Consider the following 23,637-nt stretch of genomic DNA (forward strand, 5'->3'; position numbering starts at 1 on the left):
TTTTTCAGTAAGCAACACATTACCTCCTATATAAGGAGGTAAGTGCTACTGACCTATTTATGAATGAGACACTTACTGTCTCAAATTAAGTAACTGTTCTATAAAGAACTCACTTCCACCAATTGTACCATAAAACGTACTATGTTACCTTTAATTCCCGAAGTAAATTCTAATTTTTGAGCCTTCTTTTACTTTAGCTCCCGCTTCTGGTGATTGTTTAATTACTTTCTCTCCATCTCCACTTATATCAAGCTTCAAATCGACGAGTTGTGTTTGTAAGTCTTTCTTTTTCATTCCAATTAAATTCGGAACTTCCACAGTTGGTGTATCGCCCCATTTATATTCTTTCTCAACTTGTTCTTTTCTCGGTTTCACTCCCATAACAGGAAGCGCATCTCGAAGGATATTCCCGACAATCGGAGCTGCTACCACTCCACCAAACTGTGTAACCCCTTTTGGATTATCAACAGCAACATACACAACAATCTCTGGATCATCCGCTGGAGCAAATCCGATAAAAGATACTATATAATTATTCTCTAAATATTTACCATCTTTCACCTTTTGAGCAGTACCCGTTTTTCCACCTACACGATATCCATCAATATAAGCACCTTTACCAGAACCTTTCGCTACAACATTCTCTAATGCATAACGAACTTTTTCTGAAGTTTCCTTGGAAATAACTTTTCTTTTCTCAACAGGTGTCTTTTTACTAACAACTTGATTATTTTTCGGATCAATAAACTCCTTAGCTATATACGGCTGATACAATGTTCCACCATTTACAGCCGCCGCTACAGCTGCTACTTGTTGAATCGGTGTAACAGAAACCCCTTGGCCGAATGAAGTTGTTGCTTGCTCTACTGGACCAACTTTATCTAAATTAAATAAAATCCCACTGCCTTCACCTTGCAAGTCAATTCCAGTCTTCTGCCCAAAACCAAAATTACGAATGTATTTAAATAATCGGTCTTTACCAAGGCGATCACCAAGTTCAATAAATCCCGGGTTACATGAGTTTTGAACAACTTCTAAAAACGTTTGACTGCCATGACCTCCTGCTTTCCAGCATTTCAATCTAGCTCCACCTACTTCAGCTGCTCCATCATCATAAAACGTATCCTTCTCTAAGTCTACTAAATTTTCATTCAATGCTGCAGCTAATGTAATGATCTTAAATGTTGAACCAGGCTCATACGTACTCCATACAGGTAGATTTCTGTTATACACTTCTGGAGAGACACTTTGAAAATCCGCTGGGTCAAAACTCGGTCGACTAGACATACCTAAAATTTCACCATTTTTAGGATTCATTGCAATCGCAATCATACCGTCAGGATTATAAGTTGACTCCGCAATATTCATTTCTCTTTCCATAATCCTTGTAATACGCGCATCGATTGTTAATCCTAAATTTAAACCAGCTTCTGGCTTTTTGAAATCATCACCAACATTAGGCATCCTTTGTCCTTTCGCATCTGCAAAAAAACGCACATGACCTTTGTCCCCATTTAGCTCTTTATCATAATATTTTTCTAGTCCCATAAGACCTTGGTTATCGCTACCTGCAAAACCTAATACATGTGATAAAAAGTTTCCAAATGGATAGTACCGGATAGAATCCTCTGCGATATACACGCCCTTCAAACTTAATCCTCGTACTTCTTTCGCTTTGTCATGTGATATTTTCCTTCCGCCTTTATCTAACCTTACAATCGATTCTTTTTTTGTAATCCTTTTATAAATCTCATCTTTTTCCACACCTAATACTGCAGCTAACTTCTCTGCAGTCTCTGCTGGTTTTTCAATTTGCCTCGGTACAACAAAAACAGTTGGAGCACTTTTATTCGTGGCAAGTTCCACACCATTTCGGTCTAAAATTTTCCCACGTTCGGGTTCAAAAGTAATATTACGACTCCATGAATCTTTCGCACGATCCGTTAACATATTCCCAAGAAAAAATTGCACATATCCAAGACGAATATCGATAATAGTGAAAATAAGTATACCTGATATAAGTATAAAAATAAGTCGTTTTCTAACTGTTACATTTGATACACGCATATCGGAACAAGCCTCCCTTACGCCTAGCTTGTTCCAATATATGCTTGTACTTATTTAATTAGAACTTATTCTCTTTTACCATTACGGCTTTTCTGCTTCTTGCTGTGGTTCGAGTGGCGGTACGAGTGTGACACCTAATTCTGTACCAGGTTGTAATAATGTTCCTTCCGCCACACTTTGTTCTGTTACGTATCCTGTACCAGAAGGTTTCAAGTTAAGCTGTAATGTCTTCGCTAAATTCATAACATCACGCAGTGCCCATCCTTGTATATTTGGCATTGTAGGCTTATCTCCTACCAAGAAGACTCGGTCGCCTTTTAATGTTTGTTCAGTCGCTTTTGGTACTTGTTGCTGTACTTTCCCTTCACCTAGTACGATTGGACGAAGTTTTGCTTTATCAATCGCTTTCCCCGCTTCAGCCATCGTTTTACCAGTTACATCTGGAACAGTAGTTTGTTGTTCTTTCAGATGTTTTTTCGGATCTTTCACTTCATTTGGCTTAATCTTTAAATACTCTAAACTATTTTTTGTTACATATTTAAAAATATCAGCTAAAGGTTGTGCACCGTTCTCATCATCTTTTAATTTCGGCTGTTTAACAGCTACATACACGACAAGTTGTGGATCGTCCATTGGTGCCATACCTAAGAATGAGAATATATAATTCTGTCTTCCTGTCATATAGCCGCCTTTTCCATCCGGAATTTGCGCTGTACCTGTTTTACCACCAACTGAATATCCATCAATTTTATAAGCTGTCCCTGTACCTTTCGGAGATGTAACAACACGTTCTAATAACTGTCTTACTTGCGCTGCTGTTTCCTTTGTAACAGGTTTTCCTACTTCTTCTGGCTTATGTTCTAATTTTACTTTGTCTGTTATCGGATCTACAATTTTATCAATTGCATAAGGTTTCATCATTTTCCCATCATTTGCAATGGCCGTTGCAGCTTGTACAAGCTGAATTGGTGTTACAGTGGAACCTTGTCCAAAAGCTGTTGTCACTTGTTGTATTTGCTGATCAAATAAAATTGTATTCGATCCTTCACCTGATAAATCAATGTTCGTTTTTTCATCTAATCCAAAACTATGAATATATTTTCGGAAACGTTCTGGACCAAGTTTTTGATCTCCTAAAATTGCAAACGCTACGTTTGAAGAACGCTCTACCCCTTCATCAAACGTGATAGAGCCCCAACCAGCACCGCCATTATGATCTTTTATTTTCCTATTTCCGACTTGATATGTCCCGGATTGATAATAATCTTGTCCTTTGTACACACCTTCATTAATAGCTGCCGCTAACGTGAAAATTTTCATTGTTGATCCAGGTTCAAATGCATTGGCAATTGCGTCATTATAAAAGTATTTATTATTCTCTATGTTCGGATCATAACTAGGTTTACTAGACATTGCTAATATTTTCCCCGTTTTCGGATCCGCCACAATTCCAATTAAACTTTCCGGCTCATAATGTTGACTCGCCGATTTCATCGCGTCTTCTAAATAACTTTGAATACGTTGATCCATTGTCAAATATACATTATCTCCATTTTTAGGTGCCTTCACATTCACTTTCCCACCGTCAAGAGATACCCCCCTACGATCACCTGTATAAGCTACCTCTCCATTTGAAGCTCCTAAATATTTATCCAAACTTTTTTCTAATCCAAATTGACCTACTGCAATTCCATCTTCATTCGGTTTCGCATGCCCTATAACATAAGATGCGAAATCACCATTTGGATAAACTCTCGCATTTTCGGTAATAAAAGAAACCCCTGGCAATTTCAATGCTTCTATTTGTTCTTTCTTTTCTTTCGTCAAGCTCTTACCTATCTTCCCAAATTCCACTTGACTTTTATCTTTATTTAACGTCGCTAAAATATCCTCTTCGCCTTTTCCAAGTACTCCTGCAATTTTCTTTGCAGTATCTTCTTTATTCTCAACTGAGTTAGCACCTTTTAGTGCAGCTACCATTTTGTAAGAGTTTGCATCTTGCGCTAACACATGACCGTTTTGATCATAAATGGTTCCTCGGTTCGCTTCAAGAACTCCTTTTTTACTATGCTTTTGTTTAGCAAGTGCATCTAAATCCTGATTATGAACTGTTCCTGTTGATTGTATGTAAAAAAATCGGGCTAATAACAGCAAAAAGAGCAGGAGGAAAAATATCATAAAATAACCTGCTCCCTTATTGGTATGAAATTTAGTCATATTCTTCTTCATCGTTCCTTCACACCTATTGCCTTATTTGAGGCCTTTCACATTATTCGCATTAATTTCTAGCCCATGTTTTTTTGCAACTTCAGCGATTCGTTCATAGCGACTTAACTTCTCTACTTCAGCTTGTAATTCTTGATTTTCTTTTTGCTGCTGTACAATTTTTTCTTCTATCGTCGCTGCTTCTACATTAACTTGATAAAGGCCTGCTTTATTTCCAATAAACGCGACACAGGCATACAATAAAAAGCCAATAAACGCTACATACAACAGTTTTTCGATTCTTGTAATTTTCGCTTTAACCTTCGGCTCAGCCATCTGCTGTGGGGGCGTTTGAATTTGCACCTCTTCTTGCGCTTGTTGTTTGTACTTTACAGCTAAATTAGTCATACCTCTCTCTCCCTTTTATCGTTTTTCAGCGATTCTCAACTTCGCAGAACGCGCACGATTATTTTCTTCTAGCTCTATATCAGAAGGTAAAATCGGTTTTCTTGTAATAAGCTTTAATTTCGGCTTAAATTCATCAGGAATAATCGGTAATCCTGGCGGCAATTGTGGCGTTGTACTATTTCGCTTAAACGTTGTTTTACAAATACGATCTTCTAATGAATGGAATGTTATAACACTAACCCTTCCACCTGGCTTAACCATCTCAATAGCAGATTCCAATGCTTCTTCAAATACTTTTAATTCATCATTTACAGCTATACGAATTGCCTGAAACACTCGCTTAGCAGGATGCCCACCCGTTCTACGAGCAGGAGCCGGAATACCTTCTTTAATTAGCTCTACTAATTCTCCTGTCGTTTCAATAGCTTTATTCTCACGATAAGCTTCAATTTTTCTTGCAATTTGTTTTGAAAATTTCTCTTCACCGTATTGGAAGAAAATCCTTACAAGTTGTTCATATGACCAGCTATTTACAACATCGTACGCTGTTAATGGGGCATCTTGATCCATCCGCATATCTAGCGGTGCATCATGATGATAACTAAAGCCTCGTTCTGGTGTATCTAATTGTGGGGATGAAACACCTAAATCAAATAAAATACCGTCTACTTCTGTTATACCTATTTCCTGCAGTTTTTCAGCTAAATAACGGAAGTTACTCTTTACTGTTATAAACTGTTCACCGTATGAAGAGAACTTTTCTTTCGCGTTTTGAATCGCTATCTCATCTTGATCAAACGCTATTAATTTTCCACCTTCTGTTAATTGGGATAATAAATAAGAACTATGTCCTCCTCCCCCCAGTGTACAATCTACATATGTACCATCTGGCTTTATATCTAAGCCGTCTACTGTTTCCTTTAAAAGCACTGTTACGTGTTTAAACATTGTTGCACCTACTCTTTTTCCAATTAATTATGTTGAATGTATCCCTTCCTCTAAACACATATTTCACGCTTAGAGAAAGAAATAATACGAAAGAACGACTCATTTAACTTACCAACAAAGGCAACATACTATACAAATCGCTATTTTCTTTTATTATATACTAAATTTTATCATCTTTTGCGGGAATTTAAATAAAAAACTGTCGAAAAAGCGAATAATACGTTTACATTTTGTGCTATTTTGTCATATATTTAAGTATCCAACACAATTGCCATATTTAACACTTTTTTTGATTGATAATTCAGAAAAAAATCACTTCACAGTAAATTCAACGGAATAAAAATAAAATCCTGCTCCAAAGAGCAAGATTTTATAGTTTTATAACATGATGTTTTCCATCCCAAGAAAAAGGGTTTTCCATTACACGATCAACGAAATCCAAACCAAACTGATTTAAATAATAACATACATTCCACACACGTTCTTGCGGTGCACCTAATGGACGAAGTGCGAATTGTATACGGCGGAATTTATTTAGCTGAACCTCATACTTTTTCTCAACATTTCTTTTCAACATTCTTTCCAGCAGTTCAATTTGTTCATTAATTTTCAATTCGTTTTTCCCTGCAAACGCACCTAACCCTGGCTCTATTTTCTTTACAAATTGCTGTAAAGATGTATGAATATCGGCAATTTCTTTTTTCGCCTTTTCAAAATGATCATCAATCGGTTCCTCTATTTGATTAGACAACCAGTTTTCACGCAATTTATCGACATCATTTAAAAACGGATCACTTTCTCTCAATTGCAAATCAAATAAATCCGTCGCTATATCTCTCTCCACATAAGTAATTGTAAGACGAGGAACGACAGGTGGCATTTGAAAACCGACAGTATGGAATACTTGTTGTAATTCACTCCAATAAGCTAATTCTCCTGGACCTCCAATAAATGCGAGCGTAGGAAATACATACTCTTGCATAAGAGGACGTGTTACAACATTATTACTAAAACGTGCCGGATTTCTCTCCATCTCTTCAATCAACTCTTCGTATGAAAAGGAATGCGCCCCATCCTTTCCAACAAACTTACCTTGTTGATCTTCAAGCAATACTCGTTCATTATCTATTTCCATGAATATATGCACTGCATGAGACTTCGTTTCAATAATCGGTTTGTATCCTAGTTCTTTAATTACTTCTTGCTGATTACGAAGCCCCTCTTGTACCTCTTTATACTTACTTATAATTCGCTTGAAAAATGGAATTTCTAACTTTCTTAATTCAGGATGATGTGAATCAACAAGGATTAAACCAGAATTAGCAAAGATTTTCGTAATAAGATGAGCAAAGAAATCTACATACGTATTCGATTTTTTCAAAGCATCATCAACAAATTTTAATACATCCTTTGTAAAATTTGTTTCTGGGTATGTTTTAAAAATCTCTTCAATCCAATTTCTACAATCTTCAACAGAAAGTTCAGACTCAGAAGCACTCGCCTTTTTCGGATTACGGTCATAAAAAATAGTTTTTTTCATCTTTTTATTTTTCGCTACAAAAGTATGGTTAATCTCATCCATATCATGGTCTTCACCCGCAATCCAGAAGACAGGGACAACTTTAACTCCTAAACTTTCTTCCTTTTCCTTTGCAAGCTGTAAAATTGAAATAACTTTATGAATTGTATAAAGCGGTCCAGTTAATAACCCTGCTTGTTGTCCAGCTATAACAACATATGTATTTTCATCTCCAAGCGCTTTTACATTTTGAAGTGTAGATTCTCCCGCTTGTAATTTTGTATTATATTCTAATAAATGCGCTACTAAATCTTGGCGGAAAAACTCCCTTTCACGCAAATCATGTAAACGTTGTTTAAAAGCATCTTCTGTTAACATATAATCAAAACATGACTGTATCTCTTTTTTACCGTTCATATAGTCCGCTACAACACCTTGTTGCGGAACAGAGATTTCTTTTATCTCCATATAATTCTTCCTTTCGTATCCAGTTCTCTCACCAATCCACATTGTAGTCAATGTTTCACGTAAAAGCAAAGAATAACACTTATACTCTTGTTTCTAACCCTTTTATTGCATCGAACAAAAATTGAAGTGTCGGAACTGGTAGTTGCTGTTTCTTAGCTTCTTCTAATACATATCCAACAATCGCATTAATTTCCGTCTGTCTATTCGCTCTTACATCCGCTAACATAGAGGATGTATTACGAGACGTTCCTTCACACACATTTCGTACCATTTGCCATACCATTTCTTTTTCTCCTCTAATAAGAAATGCGACCTCCTGAAACACTTGCTCCATCATTTGATAAAAAAAACGATTCGTGATTAATTCACCATTCTTAACTCCCAATAGTGCTGTCAATGGATTGATACATACATTTACTACTAATTTTTTGTGCATAATCTCTTCCCAATCCGTTTCTATTTGAACTGGAAAATAAGTAACAGGAAAATAACGGAATATTTTCTTGAAATGTATAGATTGACCACAAACCACTCCAAATTTTGTTACCCCTATCCCAGTATGATGAACGATATGCCCTCCCTCTTTTTTCGCACCATGTTCTACAATACCAACAGCTATATTTTCACTCCCTATTTTCAGCATCTTTTGAAGATGCGACATTCCGTTTTGCAAAAAGATTAATGATGATGCCCCTTCCACAAACGGTAGTACGTCATCTATATGATATTGCTTCACAGAAATAAATATATAATCTAAATTTTGTGCTACCATACTTTCTATCGGTAAAACAGATGGATATACTGTTTCACATCTTCCATCTCTAATACAAGTTACACCTGTTTCATTCAACTCTTCAGCCTGCTTAGCCGTTCTTGTAAACAACGTAACATCTTGGTTACTTTTTTGTAAATAAAATGTATACAATAGACCAATAGCACCTGGTCCGACAATTCCAATTTTCATTTTCACACAAGGGATTCACATTAAGCGCCCTTGCCTCCCCTCCTTTTTATATCTTTTTAAAGTACATGAGCACGCCCTATAATTTCGTTGTCCTCTGTCAAACAAATACACTCTCTTTTTTCGCTATGTATAATACTGCCTATTAATACACTTATACTCTTAGTTTAGCAAATCCTCAAAAAAATAATAAAAGAAATATACTATCTTCTTCATAAAAATAAAAAAATGAGTTATAATATTATTGTAAATATTTTTACTTTTCTGCATTCAACAAGATAACAAAAGGATGTGATGTAATGGGATTCCCAAAAGTTGAGCGCTTGCTCATCAATTATAAAACGTTAGATGAATTCAAAAAATTTAAAGGGTGCGGAGCCCAAGAACTATCTATGCTGGAAGAATTGCAAGCAAACATTATTGAAAACGACAGCGAATCTCCATTTTATGGCATTTATTATGGTGGATCACTAATCGCACGTATGAGTCTATATATGAAAAGAAACGGCGGAGAACCATTCGAAATTACAGGTCCTTACCTAGAACTTTATAAACTTGAAGTATTACCAACTTTTCAAAAACAAGGATTCGGGCAAATGCTTGTAAATCATGCGAAACAAATGCAATTTCCCATTAAAACAATAGCACGTATTCATTCAGCTGGTTTTTGGGATAAATTAAATTTCAACCCCGTATCAGTAACTGATGGTGATTTTTATATTTGGCATCCAGAAACAAATTTGAATGCGGTTACAAACGAAGAATCGGCTTAAAAAATAAAAAAACAGCTGTATAACAGCTGTTTTTTATTTCTTAAGCTTCTCTAACTTCTCATTCGAGCGAGCATTGTTTCTTTCCGCTACCATTACACTTCTTTTTTGATCGATATAATCAAGTAATGTTCTATACTCTTCTTCATATACTGATAATCGCTCCAGAAGGCGCTCTCTTTCTGTTTGTAATGATTCAACTTGTTGTTGCAACACCGTTAAAGAGTTTTCATCTTTATAATTTTGCAAGAAATCAATAACATCATTCAACGTAATTGACGTAGGTTCTAACACCTTTGTCTCTTTCACTTCATAATGTTCTACTTTACGAAGTTGCTTTGCTTCCTCAATACGTTCTTTATATTGCTTTCTTACGTAAGAATTCCATCTAAACCCACATGCTGCTGGTGTACGAGATAAATTTTTTCCCACTTCCTTAAAGGCAGAAAGTTGTGTTCCACCTTCTCGAATATGCCGGAGTACTACTTCTGCCAGAAGCAAATCTTCATCATCAGTCCAAGCATCTTGTCTTGTTGTCGCCATCTCTCTAGTCCTCCCTATGCATTTTTTATTAAGCATATGCAGTTACTAGAAAAGATAGAATACAACAACTAAAGATTAAGACAAAAAAAATAAACGCAGAAGATATCTTCTGCGTTTATTTTCCCGCAATTACTTGCTGATTACTTCTTTACCTTTGTAAGTACCGCATGCTTTACATACACGGTGAGCTAATTTCGCTTCACCACAGCTTGGGCACTCTACCATACCAGGTACTGATAATTTGAAATGCGTACGACGCTTTCTTTTTACTGTTTTAGAAGTTCTTCTAAAAGGTACAGCCATTCTTCCCACCTCCTTAAAAGAAATAGTTATTTTCATATGAAGGCCTGAACCAGTCTTCCGATTATTTGTCAAAAAACTTTGCAAGTCCTGCCAATCTTGGATCAACAGTCTTTTCTTTGTCTTCTTCCGAAATCACTTGCCAGTCTTGACCTTGCGTCGGTGCTCCACCAGAAACATCATCACTGAAAATTTGCATTGGAATCTCCAAAAGTATATTTTCCTTGATTACGGGCAGTAAGTCAAGTACTTCTCCTTCTAAAGAATGAATTTCAGCTTCAGTTTCAAATTCTTCTTGTGAAGTTTGGAACACCTCAGTTGTTTTAATGTCAAATGGTAATGTCACATCTACTAAAGAGCGAGAACATGGTAAAACCATGCTTCCAGTTATATGTAGATGAAACGTAAACTTACCGGAGCCAAAATCAACTCTTCCCGTTACATGAACAGGATTAATTTCACGAATATCTTTCTCGACCTCTTTTAGCTCACTTACATCTACCATCTCATCCAATGTCAATCCTTTATTTCTCAATTTATTCAATTGATGGATGGACCATTTCATATCATATCACCTCAAGGCAACAAACAAAATTATAGCTAGCCATTTTATATTTGTCAATGTTTTTTCTTTACACTATAATGAAGTCATCATAGTAAATAATATATAGAGTATCACGTTTTTCAAAAAGATGCTACATCGAAAGGAGAGATTACCATAAAAGCTGGTGGTATTGTTGTTGAATATAACCCTTTTCATAACGGTCATCTTTATCATGTGCAACAGACAAAAAAGTTAACACAATCCGATATAATAATTGCCGTTATGAGTGGTCCTTTTTTACAGCGTGGTGAGCCCGCACTCATTTCCAAATGGTATCGCACTAAAATGGCCTTAGCAAACGGCGTAGACCTTGTTGTAGAGCTTCCATACGTCTTCGCAACACAAAAGGCTGAAACCTTCGCAAATGGTGCTATTTCCATTTTAAATGCCCTGCGTGTTTCCGAAATTTGTTTCGGTAGTGAGGATGGACAAATCGAAAATTTTTATAATACCATCTCCATACAAAAAAACGAAGAAGAGACTTTTAACTGCCTTGTAAAACAATTCATGGACGCTGGTAATAGTTATGCAAAAGCAACATCGGATGCTTTCTCACACATTTTAACATCTGAAAAAAACATAGATATGTCACAACCAAATAATATTTTAGGCTTCCAATATATGAAAGCAATTCTGTCACAAAATAGCTCTATACAAGCTCAAACTATAAAAAGATTTGCCTCTCATTATCATGATGAAACATTTAATGACCAACATATTGCAAGCGCGACAAGCATCCGAAAACAACTCTTTAGCGAAGAAGGATCATTTACAACAATTGAACCTTTTCTCCCACAGGCAACCACTTCGCTTTTAGCAAATTACAAACAAAACTACGGGATATTACATAATTGGGAACAATACTTTTCATTTTTTAAATATAGACTCATGACGATGTCTCCAGAGGACTTACGACATATATATGAAATAGAAGAAGGTTTAGAGCATCGTATTTTATCAAAAATACAAAACAGTTCCTCCTTCTATTCATTCATGGAAGCATTAAAAACAAAACGTTATACATGGACTAGATTACAAAGAGCTTGTACACACATTTTAACAAACACAACAAAAGAGGATATACGTAGCGCAAATATAGAACAACACGCACCATATATTCGCCTGCTAGGCATGTCACAAAAAGGACAAACTTACCTTTCAAAAAATAAGAAAAAAATCGAACTTTCAATCCTTACTCATACAAAAACATTCGACCATGCCGCTTTAGATATAGAGAAAAAAGCAAACTCTGTATATTTCTCCATCATGCACGAACCGTTACGCACACAACTATTAAAACAGGATATAACACACCATCCTATTCGCTATGATGAAACAACTACAAAATTCCTATAAAAAACCTCTCTATTTCAGAGAGGTTTTTTCCTTATCCATCTTTTCTAAATATGTTAACGCATCATCCAGCGTATCCACTGGTACAATTTTCATTTTTGTTTTAATATCCTTTGCAGTCTCAAGTGCATCTTTATAGTTCGATTTCTCCGCACCTTTTTCATTTGGCGCAAAGAACACTTCAGCCCCAGCATCGCTAGCAGCCACCACTTTTTGATTTATACCACCAATCGGGCCCACTTCTCCTTTTTCATTAATTGTACCTGTTCCAGCTATTTCATGTCCTTTCGTTAAGTCTTCTTCCACAAGTTGATTATATATTTCTAATGTGAACATTAAACCTGCGGATGGTCCACCAATTTCATGAGAATTAATTTTCACTTTCGGATCGACCACTAATTCTCTTTCCGTAACGATAGAAACACCTATACCGACACGTCCATTCCCATTAGGAATCGTCTTTACATTTAAATTCTCTTTCAATTGTTTTCCATTTCTCATGTACTCAATACTTACAGCATCATTTTCTTTTTTCCCTGTCATATATTCAATAAATTGCTCCGTCTTTTCAAATGTTTTTCCGTCAACAGCTATAATAACATCACCAAGCTTAAGCTTTCCTTCTGACGGCATTCCTTTTACCACACCAGCAACTAATACACCTTTATTTTCAAAAGATACTGAGCGATTTGCACGTTTATATGCATTATAAATCGCTGCATTTTGCGAATCTTTCATCGCATAATTTTGGCGAAATTGATATTCTTCATCACTCTCACCTTTTTGCAATATTTCTTCCGCTTTCGAAATATGTGTATATTTATTAAACTGTGCCGCTATTAAATTCACCACATTTGCTGGTCCCATTGAAACCGTAACAAGCATAAAATCACCAGATTCTTTCGTTCCACCCTCAACTTGAACATAAGGCTCTAATTTGGCAGCCATTCCTGGTTTTGTTATATAATACGGTAAACGTACGTAAACAAGTAACATCGCCAATATAACCCCTATTAAGATTGCATATATAAACCGAAAACGCTTAAACATTATGTTTCTCCTTCCACTGCTCAATTAATAAATAAATATTTGAAATATGTTTTTCTGCTTCTACTTCTCCAACTCGAATAATGTCTTCAATGTTTGTAAAAGCACGTGAACTAAATTGCTCTACAGCTGGTCGCATCATTAAATCCGATGCAATTTGCCGATTCATTACAAGCTCATGCTGCATAATTTCAATACTTTGCATGATTACGTCATAAATGGACGTAACATCGCCATTTACCTTAATTGGAGATACATCAACAGCGATAACAATATCGGCCCCTAACTCTTTCACAACCGATACTGGGATGCGATCAATGACTCCACCATCCACTAATAATCTTCCATCTATTTTTTCTGGTACAAACACTCCAGGAACAGATATGCTAGCCCTCACCGCATCTGCAACTGGCCCACTTGTAAAAACCACTTTTTCCCCCTTCAATATGTCAGTAGCCACAACAGCCGTCGGGATATCTAACTCTTCTAAATTTTTATTATATGTAAACATTTTAATCATATCTTTGACACGTTTTCCAGCAATAAATCCCATTTTCGGTACCGTGAAATCTAAATAATACTTCCGCTTAAAAACAGATGCTAATTTATACAATCTTTCAACGTTACTACTTGCCGCATAAAACGTACCTATTAGCGCCCCCATACTACTTCCTGCAATCATGTGAATAGGGATACCCGCTTCCCTTAAAACCTTTATTACACCAATATGAGCAAACCCTTTCGCTCCTCCAGACCCAAGTGCTAAACCAATCTTTGGTTCTTTCATTTTTCTCACCCTTTAATTTTTTTCATTCCTTTTTCATACTTATGGTCTAAATTCACTACGTATCCACGTATACTGAAATGAACGTTTTTTGGGACAAAGGGGGATTTACTTACATGTATGAAAAATGGAAAACCGCTTTCCTTACCATATCAATGCTATTTTTAACCTTTTCTCTTGTACTCCACCCCCAAGCCGCTTTGCAAGCTTCTATTCGCGGGTTAAATATATGGTGGGAAGTTGTATTCCCTTCACTACTACCGTTTTTCATCATTGCGGAACTTCTAATTAGTATCGGTGTTGTAAAATTTATTGGCGTTATATTAGAACCACTCATGCGCCCACTTTTTCGCGTTCCAGGGATAGGCGGATTTGTTTGGGCGATGGGAATGGCTTCTGGTTTCCCTGCAGGCGCCAAATTAAGCGCTAGACTACGAAAAAGCAATCTTTTAACTCAGATTGAAGCAGAGCGCCTCGTTTCTTTCACAAATTCTTCTAATCCACTTTTTATTTTCGGTGCTGTGTCTATCGGTTTTTTTAATAATCCGAAATTAGGAATTATATTAGCCGCTGCCCATTATTTCAGTAACTTTGCTGTCGGATTAATTATGCGTTTTTACGGCGATAATACCGCTTACAAAATTAATACACACACTACAAAAAAACGTCGCTTTCAAAACCCTTTTTTAATCCTTCACGAGACACGCTTACAAGAAAAAAGACCAATTGGTAAATTACTTGGGGATGCCATTGTTTCTTCTATTCAAACATTACTTATGATTGGCGGATTTATTATTTTATTCTCTGTGTTAAATAAAATGATTACTGTATTTCACATTACAGCAGCTCTTTCTTTTATTATGCAACATATTTTATCATTCTTCCAACTAAGTACAGATTTTAGTATACCTATATTATCAGGTATTTTCGAAATGACACTCGGAAGCCAAATGATTAGTCAAATAAATGAAACACCGCTCTTACAACAAGCTATGGTAACAAGCTTCATTTTAGCATTTAGTGGTCTTTCTATTCAGGCACAAGTTGCTAGCATATTAGCTGAAACAGATATCCGATTTAAACCCTATTTTTTCGCACGAATTATTCAAAGTATTCTTGCCCCTATTTTTACATTTGTATTTTGGACACCATTTTATGAGAAAGTGAGTTCTTTCTCGCCTATACCAAAAGATATTCCTGTATTTTTATCCGAACATCCTTCTATACTACATGAAATTTGGACATCTTTTATACATTATGGACCAATTTTCACATTATTTTGTCTATACTTATATGTTATTTTATTATTTTTGCGCACATATAAAGAAAAACCCCGTTCACTTTAACGGGGTTTGAAACTTTTCTTTTAAAGCACGTTCTACAATAGGAGGTACAAGATCTACTACACTTCCTCCATACCTCGCAACTTCTTTTACAATACTCGAGCTTAAAAATGAATATTGATTGTTTGTCATAATAAAAAATGTTTCAATATTTTCATCTAATTTTCGATTCATAGAAGTAATTTGCATCTCATATTCAAAATCAGAAACTGCTCGTAAACCACGTAATATTGCATTTGCATTACGCATTTTTGCATACTCTACTAATAGCCCACTATGTGAATCTACTTTTACATTCGGGATATCCTTTGTCGCTTCTCGAATTAATTCTAATCGCTCTTCAACTGAAAAGAATGGTTTTTTTGATGAATTGTTTAAAACGACTACGTACACCTCATCAAATACTTTTGCTCCCCTTTTAATAATATCCAGATGCCCAAGGGTAATTGGATCAAAACTTCCTGAAGAAATAGCTATACTTGTCATTCTGTCCCCTCACCTTCATACTTATAAATCGATATTGCAGTAATCCCATAATTCTCAGCTCGTACTTTTACAAGCCTTCCTATTGAATTAGGTAAAACTACATCATTACCATGCTCTGCCATAATTAATCCATCACTATGTAGCAATCCATGTTGATCCATTATACTAATTAAAGATACAATTTTTTGCTCTTTATATGGAGGATCTATCAATATAAGATCGAATGACATTTCACGTTTTATTAGCGCCTTTACTGCACGTTCAGCATCATTTCGATATACTTCAGCTTGTTCCTGTACTCTACAACTTTCTAAATTTTGATGAATTACTTTTATCGCTTTACTATCCCGATCAACAAAAATTGCTTTATCAATCCCTCTGCTCAAAGCCTCAATTCCAAGACCACCACTACCACCAAATAAATCAAGGGCGATACCACCATCAAAATAAGGACCTATCATATTAAAAATAGATTCTTTTACTTTATCTGTCGTTGGACGTGTTGTATTACCAGGAACCGCTTTAAGTGGGTGTCCTTTACATTTTCCTGAAACTACTCTCATCTGTTGTCACTACCTTTATTTCAATCTATCGAGCGATTATAGAAAGCCATTCCCACTTCGGTAACCGTTAACAAACCACATTCACCTAACTATAGGAAAACTCGGCCTCAAATAACCTCTCGTTATTTTTATGTATTCATCTCATCATTCACTAATATGAACCCAATATGTATATTAGTTCCACTTTATCTTTTTTATCCTATCACAAAATAAAAAAAAGAAAAATAAAAAGCCCAACATAAAATTTAATTTCATTATGTATATCTTCATTTAGATTGGACATAAATAATTATAACAACATCACCTTCGATGTTGTTGCCAACCGCGGAGAAGACTTACGTTTCCCCATAAGTTCTTCCTCCGGTTTCTCCTCTCCCTTTGCCTTCTTACTAGTACATGCTAGTATAAGAAGGGCCCTGCTATGCAGGGTTTTTTTTCTTTGTGTGCTTTTCATTTAAAAAGTGAAATGGTACAGTAAAAGAAAGAGGAGGAAAAGATATGATTCAACGCTTTATAGAACTTGGAGAAGGCTACTCTGATTTATATGAATTACTTGAAATTGCCAAAACAAATCAAGAACGTATAGCACATATGTTACAATTTGAAACGATAAAAAACGATAAAAAAGTATGTTCGCTTGTTGTAATATTAAAACCAACTACTACTGGTGATTTCCAACCATTATACATATGTCGTGAAGGCATTCCTGTATTTGAAAATAAAAAAAGTAAACGTGTCATTTTATTTGAAGAAACGGCAGAACAACTCGGAAAAAAAGTGGCTACCTTTACTGTAAAACCATCTACAACTTTCCCAGAAAAAGAACTATTTTTTAATCATTTAATTGGTATTTTACGAATGAACAATTTCATTCCTCCGATGAAATAACACGTTATTTCAAGTGAAAAATCCCCGGCTAAATTTAGCCGGGGATTTTTTCTATTAGCTATAATCGTATTCTTTTGCTCGATCAGGACGGGAATTTTCAAATTCCGTTTTTAAATACGGGCGATACGACTGTTCTATCTTTTTCACAAAAGGAAGTTTGTTCAACTTATGCATCATATGCTCAATTTGTTCCATATCACAATATACTACAGCATATTTTAATCGTTTTGATATGTAATGTATGTTACCATATTTCCTTAAAATCTTGGCATGTTTCAATGAATGTAAATAAACAATCATACTTTGTCGTTGCCCGAACATAATCTTCTCCATCTTCTCCTTTTAAAAACATATATTTTATATTCTATGAAAACCAATCAGAAATTTATAACATTACAGGACAAACTCTGTATACGTTTTCTTCCAACTTCTAAAAAACGGGGTACATCACCCCGTTTTTTTACAACCACAACCTCCGCCAGTACCACAACCTCCACCACAGCCACCAGCATCAAAGAATGGATTTCCTGTTGGCACTTTAATGGAAGAAGACACTTCCGAACCGATTGCTACACTAACTTCGTCTAATAACTTCTGCAAAGCAGTTTCTGCTCTTTTAAAAGCTGCAACCTTATCATGTAAGTCCACAGAACGCTTTAATTCTCTCGTTTTCATTGACACGGTAGTATAGTCAGGATGGTATTTTCCAAAACGCTGTACTTCCTCATACCGTTCTTTCATCGCTGTAAATTGCTGAATGAGCGTCTGAAGTTCCATATCTTCATGTAATTCTCTATAATACTTACGATAATCTTCTGCTATATCTGAACAGATAATCGCTTTTGCAAGCTGCTCTGCCTTATCTAATATTAATACGCTTTCTAGCGTCGCTACAATCATGAGAGACACCTCCGAGTATCCATCATACCACATTTAGATTAGAACTACTAATTGAAGTGACTTACTCAAAAGAAAGATATAATGAAACTATTTTTACACTATATCCGTACACACTTATACATTAATATGTTCCGCTATATTATATTTAAGAACATCCCACTTTCCACTATTTTGTTTCATATAACTAATACACGCATTTTTTAATGGTGTCTTAAATGTAATTTCATCTGGTTCAATGGCATGTAAAATCGCTTTTATCGCGTGTGAGTGAGCAACAATAATAATACGTTTGCCAAAATGAGTTGTCGCAACATCTTCTAAAGCAGCAAAGCAACGAGCTACAATCTCTTCATCTCGCTCCATACCTTCTACTTTACCTTCAGCAATCAACTCTCTAACAGCCGCAACCGGCTTCCCTGAAGCTTCTCCAAAATTCCGTTCAACAAATCGCTCATCTAATAAAATCGATTGTAATCCAACTGTCTTTGCAATTTCATTAGCCGTTTCTTGCGCTCTAATTAACGGGCTACTTATAATGATATCCCACGTTTCTTCTTGTAAAGCAGCTGCACTCTGACTCGCTTGCTTCTTACCAACTTCATTAAGCGGAATATCTTCTCGCCCCTGAATAATTTCTTGAAAATTCCAATCAGTTTGTCCATGTCGTACTAAACAAATTTCCGTCATGCTGCAACTCCTTTTTAAATAATCAACCTCTATTGTAACAAAAGTTCTGCATGACGGACATATTTTTCACTTCCAATTAGGTTGCATTTTGTTGCTTCATATACTGAAACATATCAATCATGATCGAAGCAACGGCCAATTGATTTTGAAACTTTTCCACTTTATCTGGTATTGTTTTTTTGAAATGTTGCATCGCCGCTAACTCAAAAGCCTCTTTTTCTTCAGGATTTCGTGTTAATTTTCTATACCAGTACGGTTGCTCTCTAATATAGCGAGATAAATCCTCATCAGCCTTTATAAACTCCATAATTTCTGCTCTCATCATCTTTCCCCCTAATCCTTTTGAAAGAAAAATGGGTTATTTTCTGAAGTACTTTGCTCTTGCTGCGTACGGTTACCTTGAAATTGCTGAATAACTTGTTGCACGCTCCCGATTGCACTCGTCACATTGGCTAAATGGTTCTGCATTTGTTCCACGTCCAACTTTTTAAAAAAAGAAAGCATTTGCCCCATCACATCAGCAGTTTTTTCCTCTTCAGTTCGATTATCTTTTTCTTTTTTATTTTCTTTTACCGAAGAAAACGCAGGCGCTCCATCCGGTCTATAAGTTGCCCATATTGGATCTTCTTCACCAAGTAAGTACCATTCTTCATAAAATTGTTGCCATGTTTTATGACCACTTCTAACCTCATGAACCATTTTAGGGTGATGGTTTACAAATTCTTTAAACTGTTGAACCGATGGATGTAACGGTCCTTTTGTTGTTGGCATAATCCTCACCTCTCCATGTATATCTACTATATAGTAAGAAAAAAAAGGCGCATGGTTCGCCTATTTTTAGACGATTCATGCACCTTTTTTTCTGCTATTTGCATACGGTCAGATTCCCACCTACAATTCAGTGAATACGAAGTAACTAATTTGGTGATGTTAACACCCCACCGCTTACAATTTCACTTTATTTTCGAATAAAGTTTTGTGTATAAAATTTATCGTATACACCAACACCTAATCCTGTAAATTGTTCATTTAATAAATTCTTTCTATGCCCCTCACTATTTAACCAACCTTGCACTGCCGCAATTCCATCACTATGTTGCGCCGCTATGTTCTCACCAGCAAGTTGAAATCCTACTTTCCCGCGCTGCAAACGATCTCCTAGTGTACCTAATGTAGGTGAGTCATGAGAAAAATAATTATTGTCTTTCATATCTTTACTGTGACCAACAGCAACATCTGCTGTTTCCTGATCCCATGTTAATAATGGTAATTTATGACGACTTCGAATGATATTTGTTAAATCAAAAATTTGTTGCATATTCCCATTTTCTACTTGTTTTATTTTTTCTGGAGTCAATGGTTGTTCTGCTATTAATTCACCTGAATAAACGAGCTGATACGGTCTTTGGCGTAATAAAGTTTCATCATCCATATAACGAACACCAATAAGCTCATGTGTAAATTGATCAAAATACAATTGCGCCCATCCATCTTCTACAGGTATTAACGGTTGTTCCATGACTTCGGTATCAGATAGCTCAAATTGATAACTATTTTTCCCTCTTTTTAATGAAATTTCATGCGAAAGCGGACTTTTTTTATATACTTCTTCATATTTTTCATTTATATAATAAGGTGGAACCTTAACTTGTTCACCAGCTGCGTATGCCGTTACAACTTTACGTTCAGAAACTCCAAATTGAACATACTGAGTTAAATCCTGGTTGTATACCCACCATTCATATCCGTATGCAGATGGCTCTATTCGAGAGGGTTCTCCCCACTTCGCTAATAAGTTTTCAGAGTCTTCACCAATCATATTTAAAACAGTGTCTGAGGAGTCTTCCTTAATTTGCTTTTTCTTTTTCACAATTTTATTTTCTTGCTTTGATTGAGATGGGGTTAATATATATTGTGAAACGAGTAATTTCCCGTATAAATCAACAGCTAAAATTAAAAATGTAATCATTACGATACGCAATAATTTCTTCAAACGATATACCTCCTGAACAAAACATAAAATTGAGATATACACAAATCCTTTTCTTTCTTTTTGTGTGTACCGTACTCTTTTCACTATATCATATTTTTGTGAAAAAAGTCTGGATTATCCCTTTTCTCTCAATATGAATTGCACTTTCTTATTATTCATACTATTATAAAAATAATGGTGTAACATTAAAAAAGGAGGTATTATATGCAATTTACAAATACGCAATTTAATGGAGCCGTCGTTGAATTAACTCTTTTAACTGAAATCATGGAAAACAACCACTTCGTACTTGCCGGACAGTGGGATTATGAGCGAGTTACATACGATTATAAATTTGAAATATTAAAGGATGTTTATTATTTACGAGTGCAAGGAGTTGCTGTTGAAGGTGACATTGGCAGTAGACACGCTGAAGTAAAACTACTTCCCCCCTTATTAGGAAAACATTATTATCCTCACGGCGTTGAATATGGTGATGATGAGACTTTCCCAACGAATGTACTTCAAAAAAGCGAACAACTCCTACAAAATGTCGAAAAAGAGTTAAAAGAATTTCAAATTATTGATTAACAAAAACAAGCGCATCAATATGATGCGCTTGTTTTATTTCCCTTCCCTAAGAATGAATCGTTTTTTTTACTGGATATCCATAAATAGATCCATCTTTTACTTTAATCTCATCTTCCCAAGGAACCTTATATTTACCTTCAGCTAAATCTTTTACAAACGTATATGGATTTTCTTTCACCCCACCAGGAGTTGCTACATATCCTCTTGAACCTAGATTATATATATTATTTTCCAATCCCCATCCTAATCTAGCCTGATCTGCTAGTTCTGGATATACTTCAGCAGTAACAATCTCCCAAGGATTTCGATGTCCCTGTACTAAAGTAGTCCCATCAAAATTACATACTTGTCCTTCACCAAAGTAATAAAATACGCCATCATAACCCGCTAAGTTTACCGACAATGTATACATTAAATTCTGCCATGCATTTGAACGATTGGTTAGCATCCATTGTTCACTAACTTGTGTACTATATCCAGAAATACGAATTAAGACATTTGCACCTTTATAGGCCGCTTCACGAGCTACTTCAGGGAACATGCCATCATGACAAATACAAACAGCTAATTTACTTCCTCCAGGTCCATCACAAACAGGTAAGCCTAAATCTCCAGCTTTCCAAGGCTCGACTGGCACCCAAGGATTTAGCTTACGATACTTCAAAATCATTTCACCTTGTGGATCAATAATAACTGCTGTATTATATGGCTCTCCACCATCAGGATTTTTCTCCATTATTGAAAAAACACCATATACTTTAGATTCTTTACATGCCTCAGCAAATAAGTCTGTTTCTGGCCCAGGCACTGTACATAAAAATTCTTCTGTAGTCCATTTTTTTGTATTGAGCCCTTGTGTACTATATTCAGGAAATACTATCAATTCTAAACCAGGGTAACCTGATTTGGTCGAATGAATTGTTTTTATGATTTGTTGAATTTGTTTATCAATGTCTGCACGCGATTCTACTACTGGTACTGGATATTGAATTAGTGCTGTCAAAAAACCACTAATCGGCTTTACCATACTTCCACTACTACCCATTTAAACTCCCCCTTAAAATAGTTCGTGTTTATTAAAGATAACAATATATATTTGTAACTCTCTAAAAAACTTGCACTACATATGGAATTATTACGCATGAAAGCTAGTAGTAAATTTTATCTCCACTTTTAGTACACGCCTACACTAACTTAACATAAAAAATTAGAAAATTCAATCTTTTAAGGTAGCTAAAACTAAAAAGAAAAAGCGCATGGAATCCCATACACTTTTTTTACTTAGTCTGTAAATACGGCGGCAATTGTTGCAACTGCTCCTTATCCTTTTCACGTTCTCTACGTGCCCATCTAAAGAATACATAGCCTATAATTGTACCGTACACTATTTCCTGGACAATTTTCATTATGATACCACCAGTTTGCTGGTCTTGTACGACTGGCATCCAGTGCAAAAATTCTGGTCCCGTTATATTTAAATCTGATAAAGTGCCCGCTGGTACACATAGTTCCATCGCTTTCATCCAAGCAGCCGGATCCGTATACGTTGCAAATAACGGGGCTGTCGCAAAAATGATTAACGCACAAGCAGGCGTTAATAATATGCCATTAGCAAACATATAACCAAGTTTCTTTATATCACTTAATGTTTGATATTCTGGTAATGGATTTAACATCGGCCACCACATCATGATTGCTGTAAAAAACAATATAGCGAGACAAATAGGATGAGCTATTTGACTTTGTTTTACCGTATCAAAAACAACTGGTAAATGATAAAAAGAAAACAGGCCGTTAAATACAAATAACGCAATAAGCGGTTTAGCAAATACCTTTAATATAATTTGAACAAACTTAAAAGAAGTAATGTAACGATATAACCAAATTGGTATACCAAGCAACAGTAACGGTGGAACTGCAATATACATGACTGCCATTTCAAACATATGAGCACTAAATATAATATGGCCAATTAAATCAATAGGCCCTCCCTTTACAAAATACAAAAGAACAATACCAGTCGTAAAATAAAAAATTTGCTTCTTACTTACCTTCGTCGCATTTTCAAATCGCATTCTATATGGCCCAATAATTAAGAAGTACCCAATAAGAATCGAAAGCATAAATAATAAAAAGATTGGACTCCATAAAGCCTGAAAACCAAATATCCACAAGTTACTCATTTTCACACCTACCTTCGTAAGGTTATCTCATAATATGAAGAGGGAGC

26 protein-coding genes are annotated in these 23,637 nt (G+C 35.6%); 5 read left to right on the forward strand and 21 right to left on the reverse strand.

Features of this window, described 5'->3' with window-relative positions:
* Positions 1-150: 150 nt before the first annotated feature.
* The 6 genes from ACUN13_RS01000 to panE form a co-directional block, all read right to left on the reverse strand.
* Entirely contained in the window at positions 151-2,067 is a 1,917-nt protein-coding gene (locus ACUN13_RS01000; RefSeq protein ID WP_001266234.1) for a stage V sporulation protein D, read from the reverse strand.
* An 81-nt stretch (positions 2,068-2,148) separates the two neighbouring features.
* Positions 2,149-4,296 (reverse strand): penicillin-binding protein, encoded by a 2,148-nt coding sequence (locus ACUN13_RS01005; protein ID WP_445423640.1) that lies wholly within the window; start codon positions 4,294-4,296, stop codon positions 2,149-2,151.
* 21 nt (positions 4,297-4,317) lie between these two features.
* Positions 4,318-4,680, reverse strand: a complete 363-nt coding sequence (ftsL, locus tag ACUN13_RS01010) for a cell division protein FtsL (protein ID WP_025689205.1) — start codon at positions 4,678-4,680, stop codon at positions 4,318-4,320.
* 15 nt (positions 4,681-4,695) lie between these two features.
* On the reverse strand, positions 4,696-5,628 hold the full coding sequence (gene rsmH, locus ACUN13_RS01015) for a 16S rRNA (cytosine(1402)-N(4))-methyltransferase RsmH (RefSeq protein WP_000472508.1): 933 nt from the start codon (positions 5,626-5,628) through the stop codon (positions 4,696-4,698).
* 370 nt (positions 5,629-5,998) lie between these two features.
* Positions 5,999-7,615, reverse strand: coding sequence for a bacillithiol biosynthesis cysteine-adding enzyme BshC (gene bshC, locus ACUN13_RS01020; protein WP_016125157.1), 1,617 nt, complete (start codon positions 7,613-7,615; stop codon positions 5,999-6,001).
* Between the two features lie 79 nt (positions 7,616-7,694).
* Complete coding sequence (gene panE, locus ACUN13_RS01025) at positions 7,695-8,579, reverse strand: 2-dehydropantoate 2-reductase (protein WP_002182931.1); 885 nt, start codon at positions 8,577-8,579, stop codon at positions 7,695-7,697.
* Between the two features lie 296 nt (positions 8,580-8,875).
* Here panE and ACUN13_RS01030 point away from each other — a divergent pair, with 296 nt between their 5' ends.
* Positions 8,876-9,349, forward strand: a complete 474-nt coding sequence (locus ACUN13_RS01030; RefSeq protein ID WP_000506694.1) for an N-acetyltransferase — start codon at positions 8,876-8,878, stop codon at positions 9,347-9,349.
* 33 nt (positions 9,350-9,382) lie between these two features.
* Here the strand turns inward: ACUN13_RS01030 and ACUN13_RS01035 are convergent, their stop codons facing one another.
* From ACUN13_RS01035 to ACUN13_RS01045, 3 genes are all read right to left on the reverse strand, one after another.
* Positions 9,383-9,889 carry an RsfA family transcriptional regulator gene (locus tag ACUN13_RS01035; RefSeq protein ID WP_000246467.1) on the reverse strand — a complete coding sequence of 169 codons (507 nt, stop codon included), beginning with the start codon at positions 9,887-9,889 and terminating at the stop codon, positions 9,383-9,385.
* A gap of 129 nt (positions 9,890-10,018) precedes the next feature.
* Positions 10,019-10,192 (reverse strand): 50S ribosomal protein L32, encoded by a 174-nt coding sequence (gene rpmF, locus ACUN13_RS01040; RefSeq protein WP_001984764.1) that lies wholly within the window; start codon positions 10,190-10,192, stop codon positions 10,019-10,021.
* A 61-nt stretch (positions 10,193-10,253) separates the two neighbouring features.
* Positions 10,254-10,754, reverse strand: a complete 501-nt coding sequence (locus tag ACUN13_RS01045; protein ID WP_000872149.1) for a YceD family protein — start codon at positions 10,752-10,754, stop codon at positions 10,254-10,256.
* A gap of 213 nt (positions 10,755-10,967) precedes the next feature.
* Between ACUN13_RS01045 and ACUN13_RS01050 the strand changes: the two genes are divergently transcribed.
* Positions 10,968-12,149, forward strand: a complete 1,182-nt coding sequence (locus tag ACUN13_RS01050; RefSeq protein ID WP_025689200.1) for a nucleotidyltransferase — start codon at positions 10,968-10,970, stop codon at positions 12,147-12,149.
* 9 nt (positions 12,150-12,158) lie between these two features.
* On the opposite strand, the gene ACUN13_RS01055 is transcribed toward ACUN13_RS01050, so the two are convergent.
* Complete coding sequence (locus ACUN13_RS01055; RefSeq protein WP_445423641.1) at positions 12,159-13,196, reverse strand: SepM family pheromone-processing serine protease; 1,038 nt, start codon at positions 13,194-13,196, stop codon at positions 12,159-12,161.
* Positions 13,189-13,980, reverse strand: coding sequence for a patatin-like phospholipase family protein (locus ACUN13_RS01060; RefSeq protein ID WP_000662588.1), 792 nt, complete (start codon positions 13,978-13,980; stop codon positions 13,189-13,191). Before ACUN13_RS01060 ends, ACUN13_RS01055 begins: the two co-directional genes overlap by 8 nt.
* A gap of 113 nt (positions 13,981-14,093) precedes the next feature.
* Between ACUN13_RS01060 and ylbJ the strand changes: the two genes are divergently transcribed.
* A complete protein-coding gene (ylbJ, locus tag ACUN13_RS01065) occupies positions 14,094-15,323 on the forward strand; it encodes a sporulation integral membrane protein YlbJ (protein WP_445423642.1) in 1,230 nt (409 codons plus the stop codon).
* Here ylbJ and coaD read toward each other — a convergent pair.
* Positions 15,315-15,806 carry a pantetheine-phosphate adenylyltransferase gene (gene coaD, locus ACUN13_RS01070; RefSeq protein WP_000200601.1) on the reverse strand — a complete coding sequence of 164 codons (492 nt, stop codon included), beginning with the start codon at positions 15,804-15,806 and terminating at the stop codon, positions 15,315-15,317. The genes ylbJ and coaD overlap by 9 nt on opposite strands.
* Complete coding sequence (gene rsmD / locus ACUN13_RS01075) at positions 15,803-16,369, reverse strand: 16S rRNA (guanine(966)-N(2))-methyltransferase RsmD (RefSeq protein ID WP_001266978.1); 567 nt, start codon at positions 16,367-16,369, stop codon at positions 15,803-15,805. Before rsmD ends, coaD begins: the two co-directional genes overlap by 4 nt.
* A 498-nt stretch (positions 16,370-16,867) precedes the next feature.
* Here rsmD and ACUN13_RS01080 point away from each other — a divergent pair, with 498 nt between their 5' ends.
* Positions 16,868-17,257 (forward strand): DUF7147 family protein, encoded by a 390-nt coding sequence (locus tag ACUN13_RS01080; RefSeq protein ID WP_000616017.1) that lies wholly within the window; start codon positions 16,868-16,870, stop codon positions 17,255-17,257.
* A gap of 54 nt (positions 17,258-17,311) precedes the next feature.
* Here ACUN13_RS01080 and ACUN13_RS01085 read toward each other — a convergent pair whose 3' ends face one another.
* The 6 genes from ACUN13_RS01085 to ACUN13_RS01110 form a co-directional block, all read right to left on the reverse strand.
* Positions 17,312-17,578 carry a YlbG family protein gene (locus tag ACUN13_RS01085; protein ID WP_002082261.1) on the reverse strand — a complete coding sequence of 89 codons (267 nt, stop codon included), beginning with the start codon at positions 17,576-17,578 and terminating at the stop codon, positions 17,312-17,314.
* 126 nt (positions 17,579-17,704) lie between these two features.
* On the reverse strand, positions 17,705-18,157 hold the full coding sequence (locus tag ACUN13_RS01090; protein WP_445423643.1) for a YlbF family regulator: 453 nt from the start codon (positions 18,155-18,157) through the stop codon (positions 17,705-17,707).
* Between the two features lie 114 nt (positions 18,158-18,271).
* Positions 18,272-18,844, reverse strand: coding sequence for a histidine phosphatase family protein (locus ACUN13_RS01095; protein ID WP_445423644.1), 573 nt, complete (start codon positions 18,842-18,844; stop codon positions 18,272-18,274).
* Positions 18,845-18,920: 76 nt separating this feature from the next.
* Positions 18,921-19,166, reverse strand: a complete 246-nt coding sequence (locus ACUN13_RS01100) for a YlbE-like family protein (RefSeq protein ID WP_001200990.1) — start codon at positions 19,164-19,166, stop codon at positions 18,921-18,923.
* Positions 19,167-19,177: 11 nt separating this feature from the next.
* A complete protein-coding gene (locus ACUN13_RS01105; RefSeq protein ID WP_001143346.1) occupies positions 19,178-19,615 on the reverse strand; it encodes a YlbD family protein in 438 nt (145 codons plus the stop codon).
* 187 nt (positions 19,616-19,802) lie between these two features.
* On the reverse strand, positions 19,803-20,837 hold the full coding sequence (locus tag ACUN13_RS01110; RefSeq protein ID WP_000735375.1) for a CAP domain-containing protein: 1,035 nt from the start codon (positions 20,835-20,837) through the stop codon (positions 19,803-19,805).
* A 204-nt stretch (positions 20,838-21,041) separates the two neighbouring features.
* Between ACUN13_RS01110 and ACUN13_RS01115 the strand changes: the two genes are divergently transcribed.
* Positions 21,042-21,407 (forward strand): YugN family protein, encoded by a 366-nt coding sequence (locus tag ACUN13_RS01115; protein WP_001160952.1) that lies wholly within the window; start codon positions 21,042-21,044, stop codon positions 21,405-21,407.
* 46 nt (positions 21,408-21,453) lie between these two features.
* Here ACUN13_RS01115 and ACUN13_RS01120 read toward each other — a convergent pair whose 3' ends face one another.
* A complete protein-coding gene (locus ACUN13_RS01120) occupies positions 21,454-22,452 on the reverse strand; it encodes a formamidase (RefSeq protein WP_000535802.1) in 999 nt (332 codons plus the stop codon).
* 232 nt (positions 22,453-22,684) lie between these two features.
* A complete protein-coding gene (gene ctaG, locus ACUN13_RS01125) occupies positions 22,685-23,590 on the reverse strand; it encodes a cytochrome c oxidase assembly factor CtaG (RefSeq protein WP_000069026.1) in 906 nt (301 codons plus the stop codon).
* Positions 23,591-23,637 lie beyond the last annotated feature (47 nt).

The sequence above is a fragment of the Bacillus cereus group sp. Bce041 genome (assembly GCF_052646455.1).

Bases quoted from the DNA above. Each gene is read 5' to 3' on its own strand.
- ACUN13_RS01000 (WP_001266234.1), bottom strand. From the start codon at position 2,067: ATGCGTGTATCAAATGTAACAGTTAGAAAACGACTTATTTTTATACTT.
- ACUN13_RS01005 (WP_445423640.1), bottom strand. From the start codon at position 4,296: ATGAAGAAGAATATGACTAAATTTCATACCAATAAGGGAGCAGGTTAT.
- ftsL (WP_025689205.1), bottom strand. From the start codon at position 4,680: ATGACTAATTTAGCTGTAAAGTACAAACAACAAGCGCAAGAAGAGGTG.
- rsmH (WP_000472508.1), bottom strand. From the start codon at position 5,628: ATGTTTAAACACGTAACAGTGCTTTTAAAGGAAACAGTAGACGGCTTA.
- bshC (WP_016125157.1), bottom strand. From the start codon at position 7,615: ATGGAGATAAAAGAAATCTCTGTTCCGCAACAAGGTGTTGTAGCGGAC.
- panE (WP_002182931.1), bottom strand. From the start codon at position 8,579: ATGAAAATTGGAATTGTCGGACCAGGTGCTATTGGTCTATTGTATACA.
- ACUN13_RS01030 (WP_000506694.1), top strand. From the start codon at position 8,876: ATGGGATTCCCAAAAGTTGAGCGCTTGCTCATCAATTATAAAACGTTA.
- ACUN13_RS01035 (WP_000246467.1), bottom strand. From the start codon at position 9,889: ATGGCGACAACAAGACAAGATGCTTGGACTGATGATGAAGATTTGCTT.
- rpmF (WP_001984764.1), bottom strand. From the start codon at position 10,192: ATGGCTGTACCTTTTAGAAGAACTTCTAAAACAGTAAAAAGAAAGCGT.
- ACUN13_RS01045 (WP_000872149.1), bottom strand. From the start codon at position 10,754: ATGAAATGGTCCATCCATCAATTGAATAAATTGAGAAATAAAGGATTG.
- ACUN13_RS01055 (WP_445423641.1), bottom strand. From the start codon at position 13,196: ATGTTTAAGCGTTTTCGGTTTATATATGCAATCTTAATAGGGGTTATA.
- ACUN13_RS01060 (WP_000662588.1), bottom strand. From the start codon at position 13,980: ATGAAAGAACCAAAGATTGGTTTAGCACTTGGGTCTGGAGGAGCGAAA.
- ylbJ (WP_445423642.1), top strand. From the start codon at position 14,094: ATGTATGAAAAATGGAAAACCGCTTTCCTTACCATATCAATGCTATTT.
- coaD (WP_000200601.1), bottom strand. From the start codon at position 15,806: ATGACAAGTATAGCTATTTCTTCAGGAAGTTTTGATCCAATTACCCTT.
- rsmD (WP_001266978.1), bottom strand. From the start codon at position 16,369: ATGAGAGTAGTTTCAGGAAAATGTAAAGGACACCCACTTAAAGCGGTT.
- ACUN13_RS01080 (WP_000616017.1), top strand. From the start codon at position 16,868: ATGATTCAACGCTTTATAGAACTTGGAGAAGGCTACTCTGATTTATAT.
- ACUN13_RS01085 (WP_002082261.1), bottom strand. From the start codon at position 17,578: ATGTTCGGGCAACGACAAAGTATGATTGTTTATTTACATTCATTGAAA.
- ACUN13_RS01090 (WP_445423643.1), bottom strand. From the start codon at position 18,157: ATGATTGTAGCGACGCTAGAAAGCGTATTAATATTAGATAAGGCAGAG.
- ACUN13_RS01095 (WP_445423644.1), bottom strand. From the start codon at position 18,844: ATGACGGAAATTTGTTTAGTACGACATGGACAAACTGATTGGAATTTT.
- ACUN13_RS01100 (WP_001200990.1), bottom strand. From the start codon at position 19,166: ATGAGAGCAGAAATTATGGAGTTTATAAAGGCTGATGAGGATTTATCT.
- ACUN13_RS01105 (WP_001143346.1), bottom strand. From the start codon at position 19,615: ATGCCAACAACAAAAGGACCGTTACATCCATCGGTTCAACAGTTTAAA.
- ACUN13_RS01115 (WP_001160952.1), top strand. From the start codon at position 21,042: ATGCAATTTACAAATACGCAATTTAATGGAGCCGTCGTTGAATTAACT.
- ACUN13_RS01120 (WP_000535802.1), bottom strand. From the start codon at position 22,452: ATGGGTAGTAGTGGAAGTATGGTAAAGCCGATTAGTGGTTTTTTGACA.
- ctaG (WP_000069026.1), bottom strand. From the start codon at position 23,590: ATGAGTAACTTGTGGATATTTGGTTTTCAGGCTTTATGGAGTCCAATC.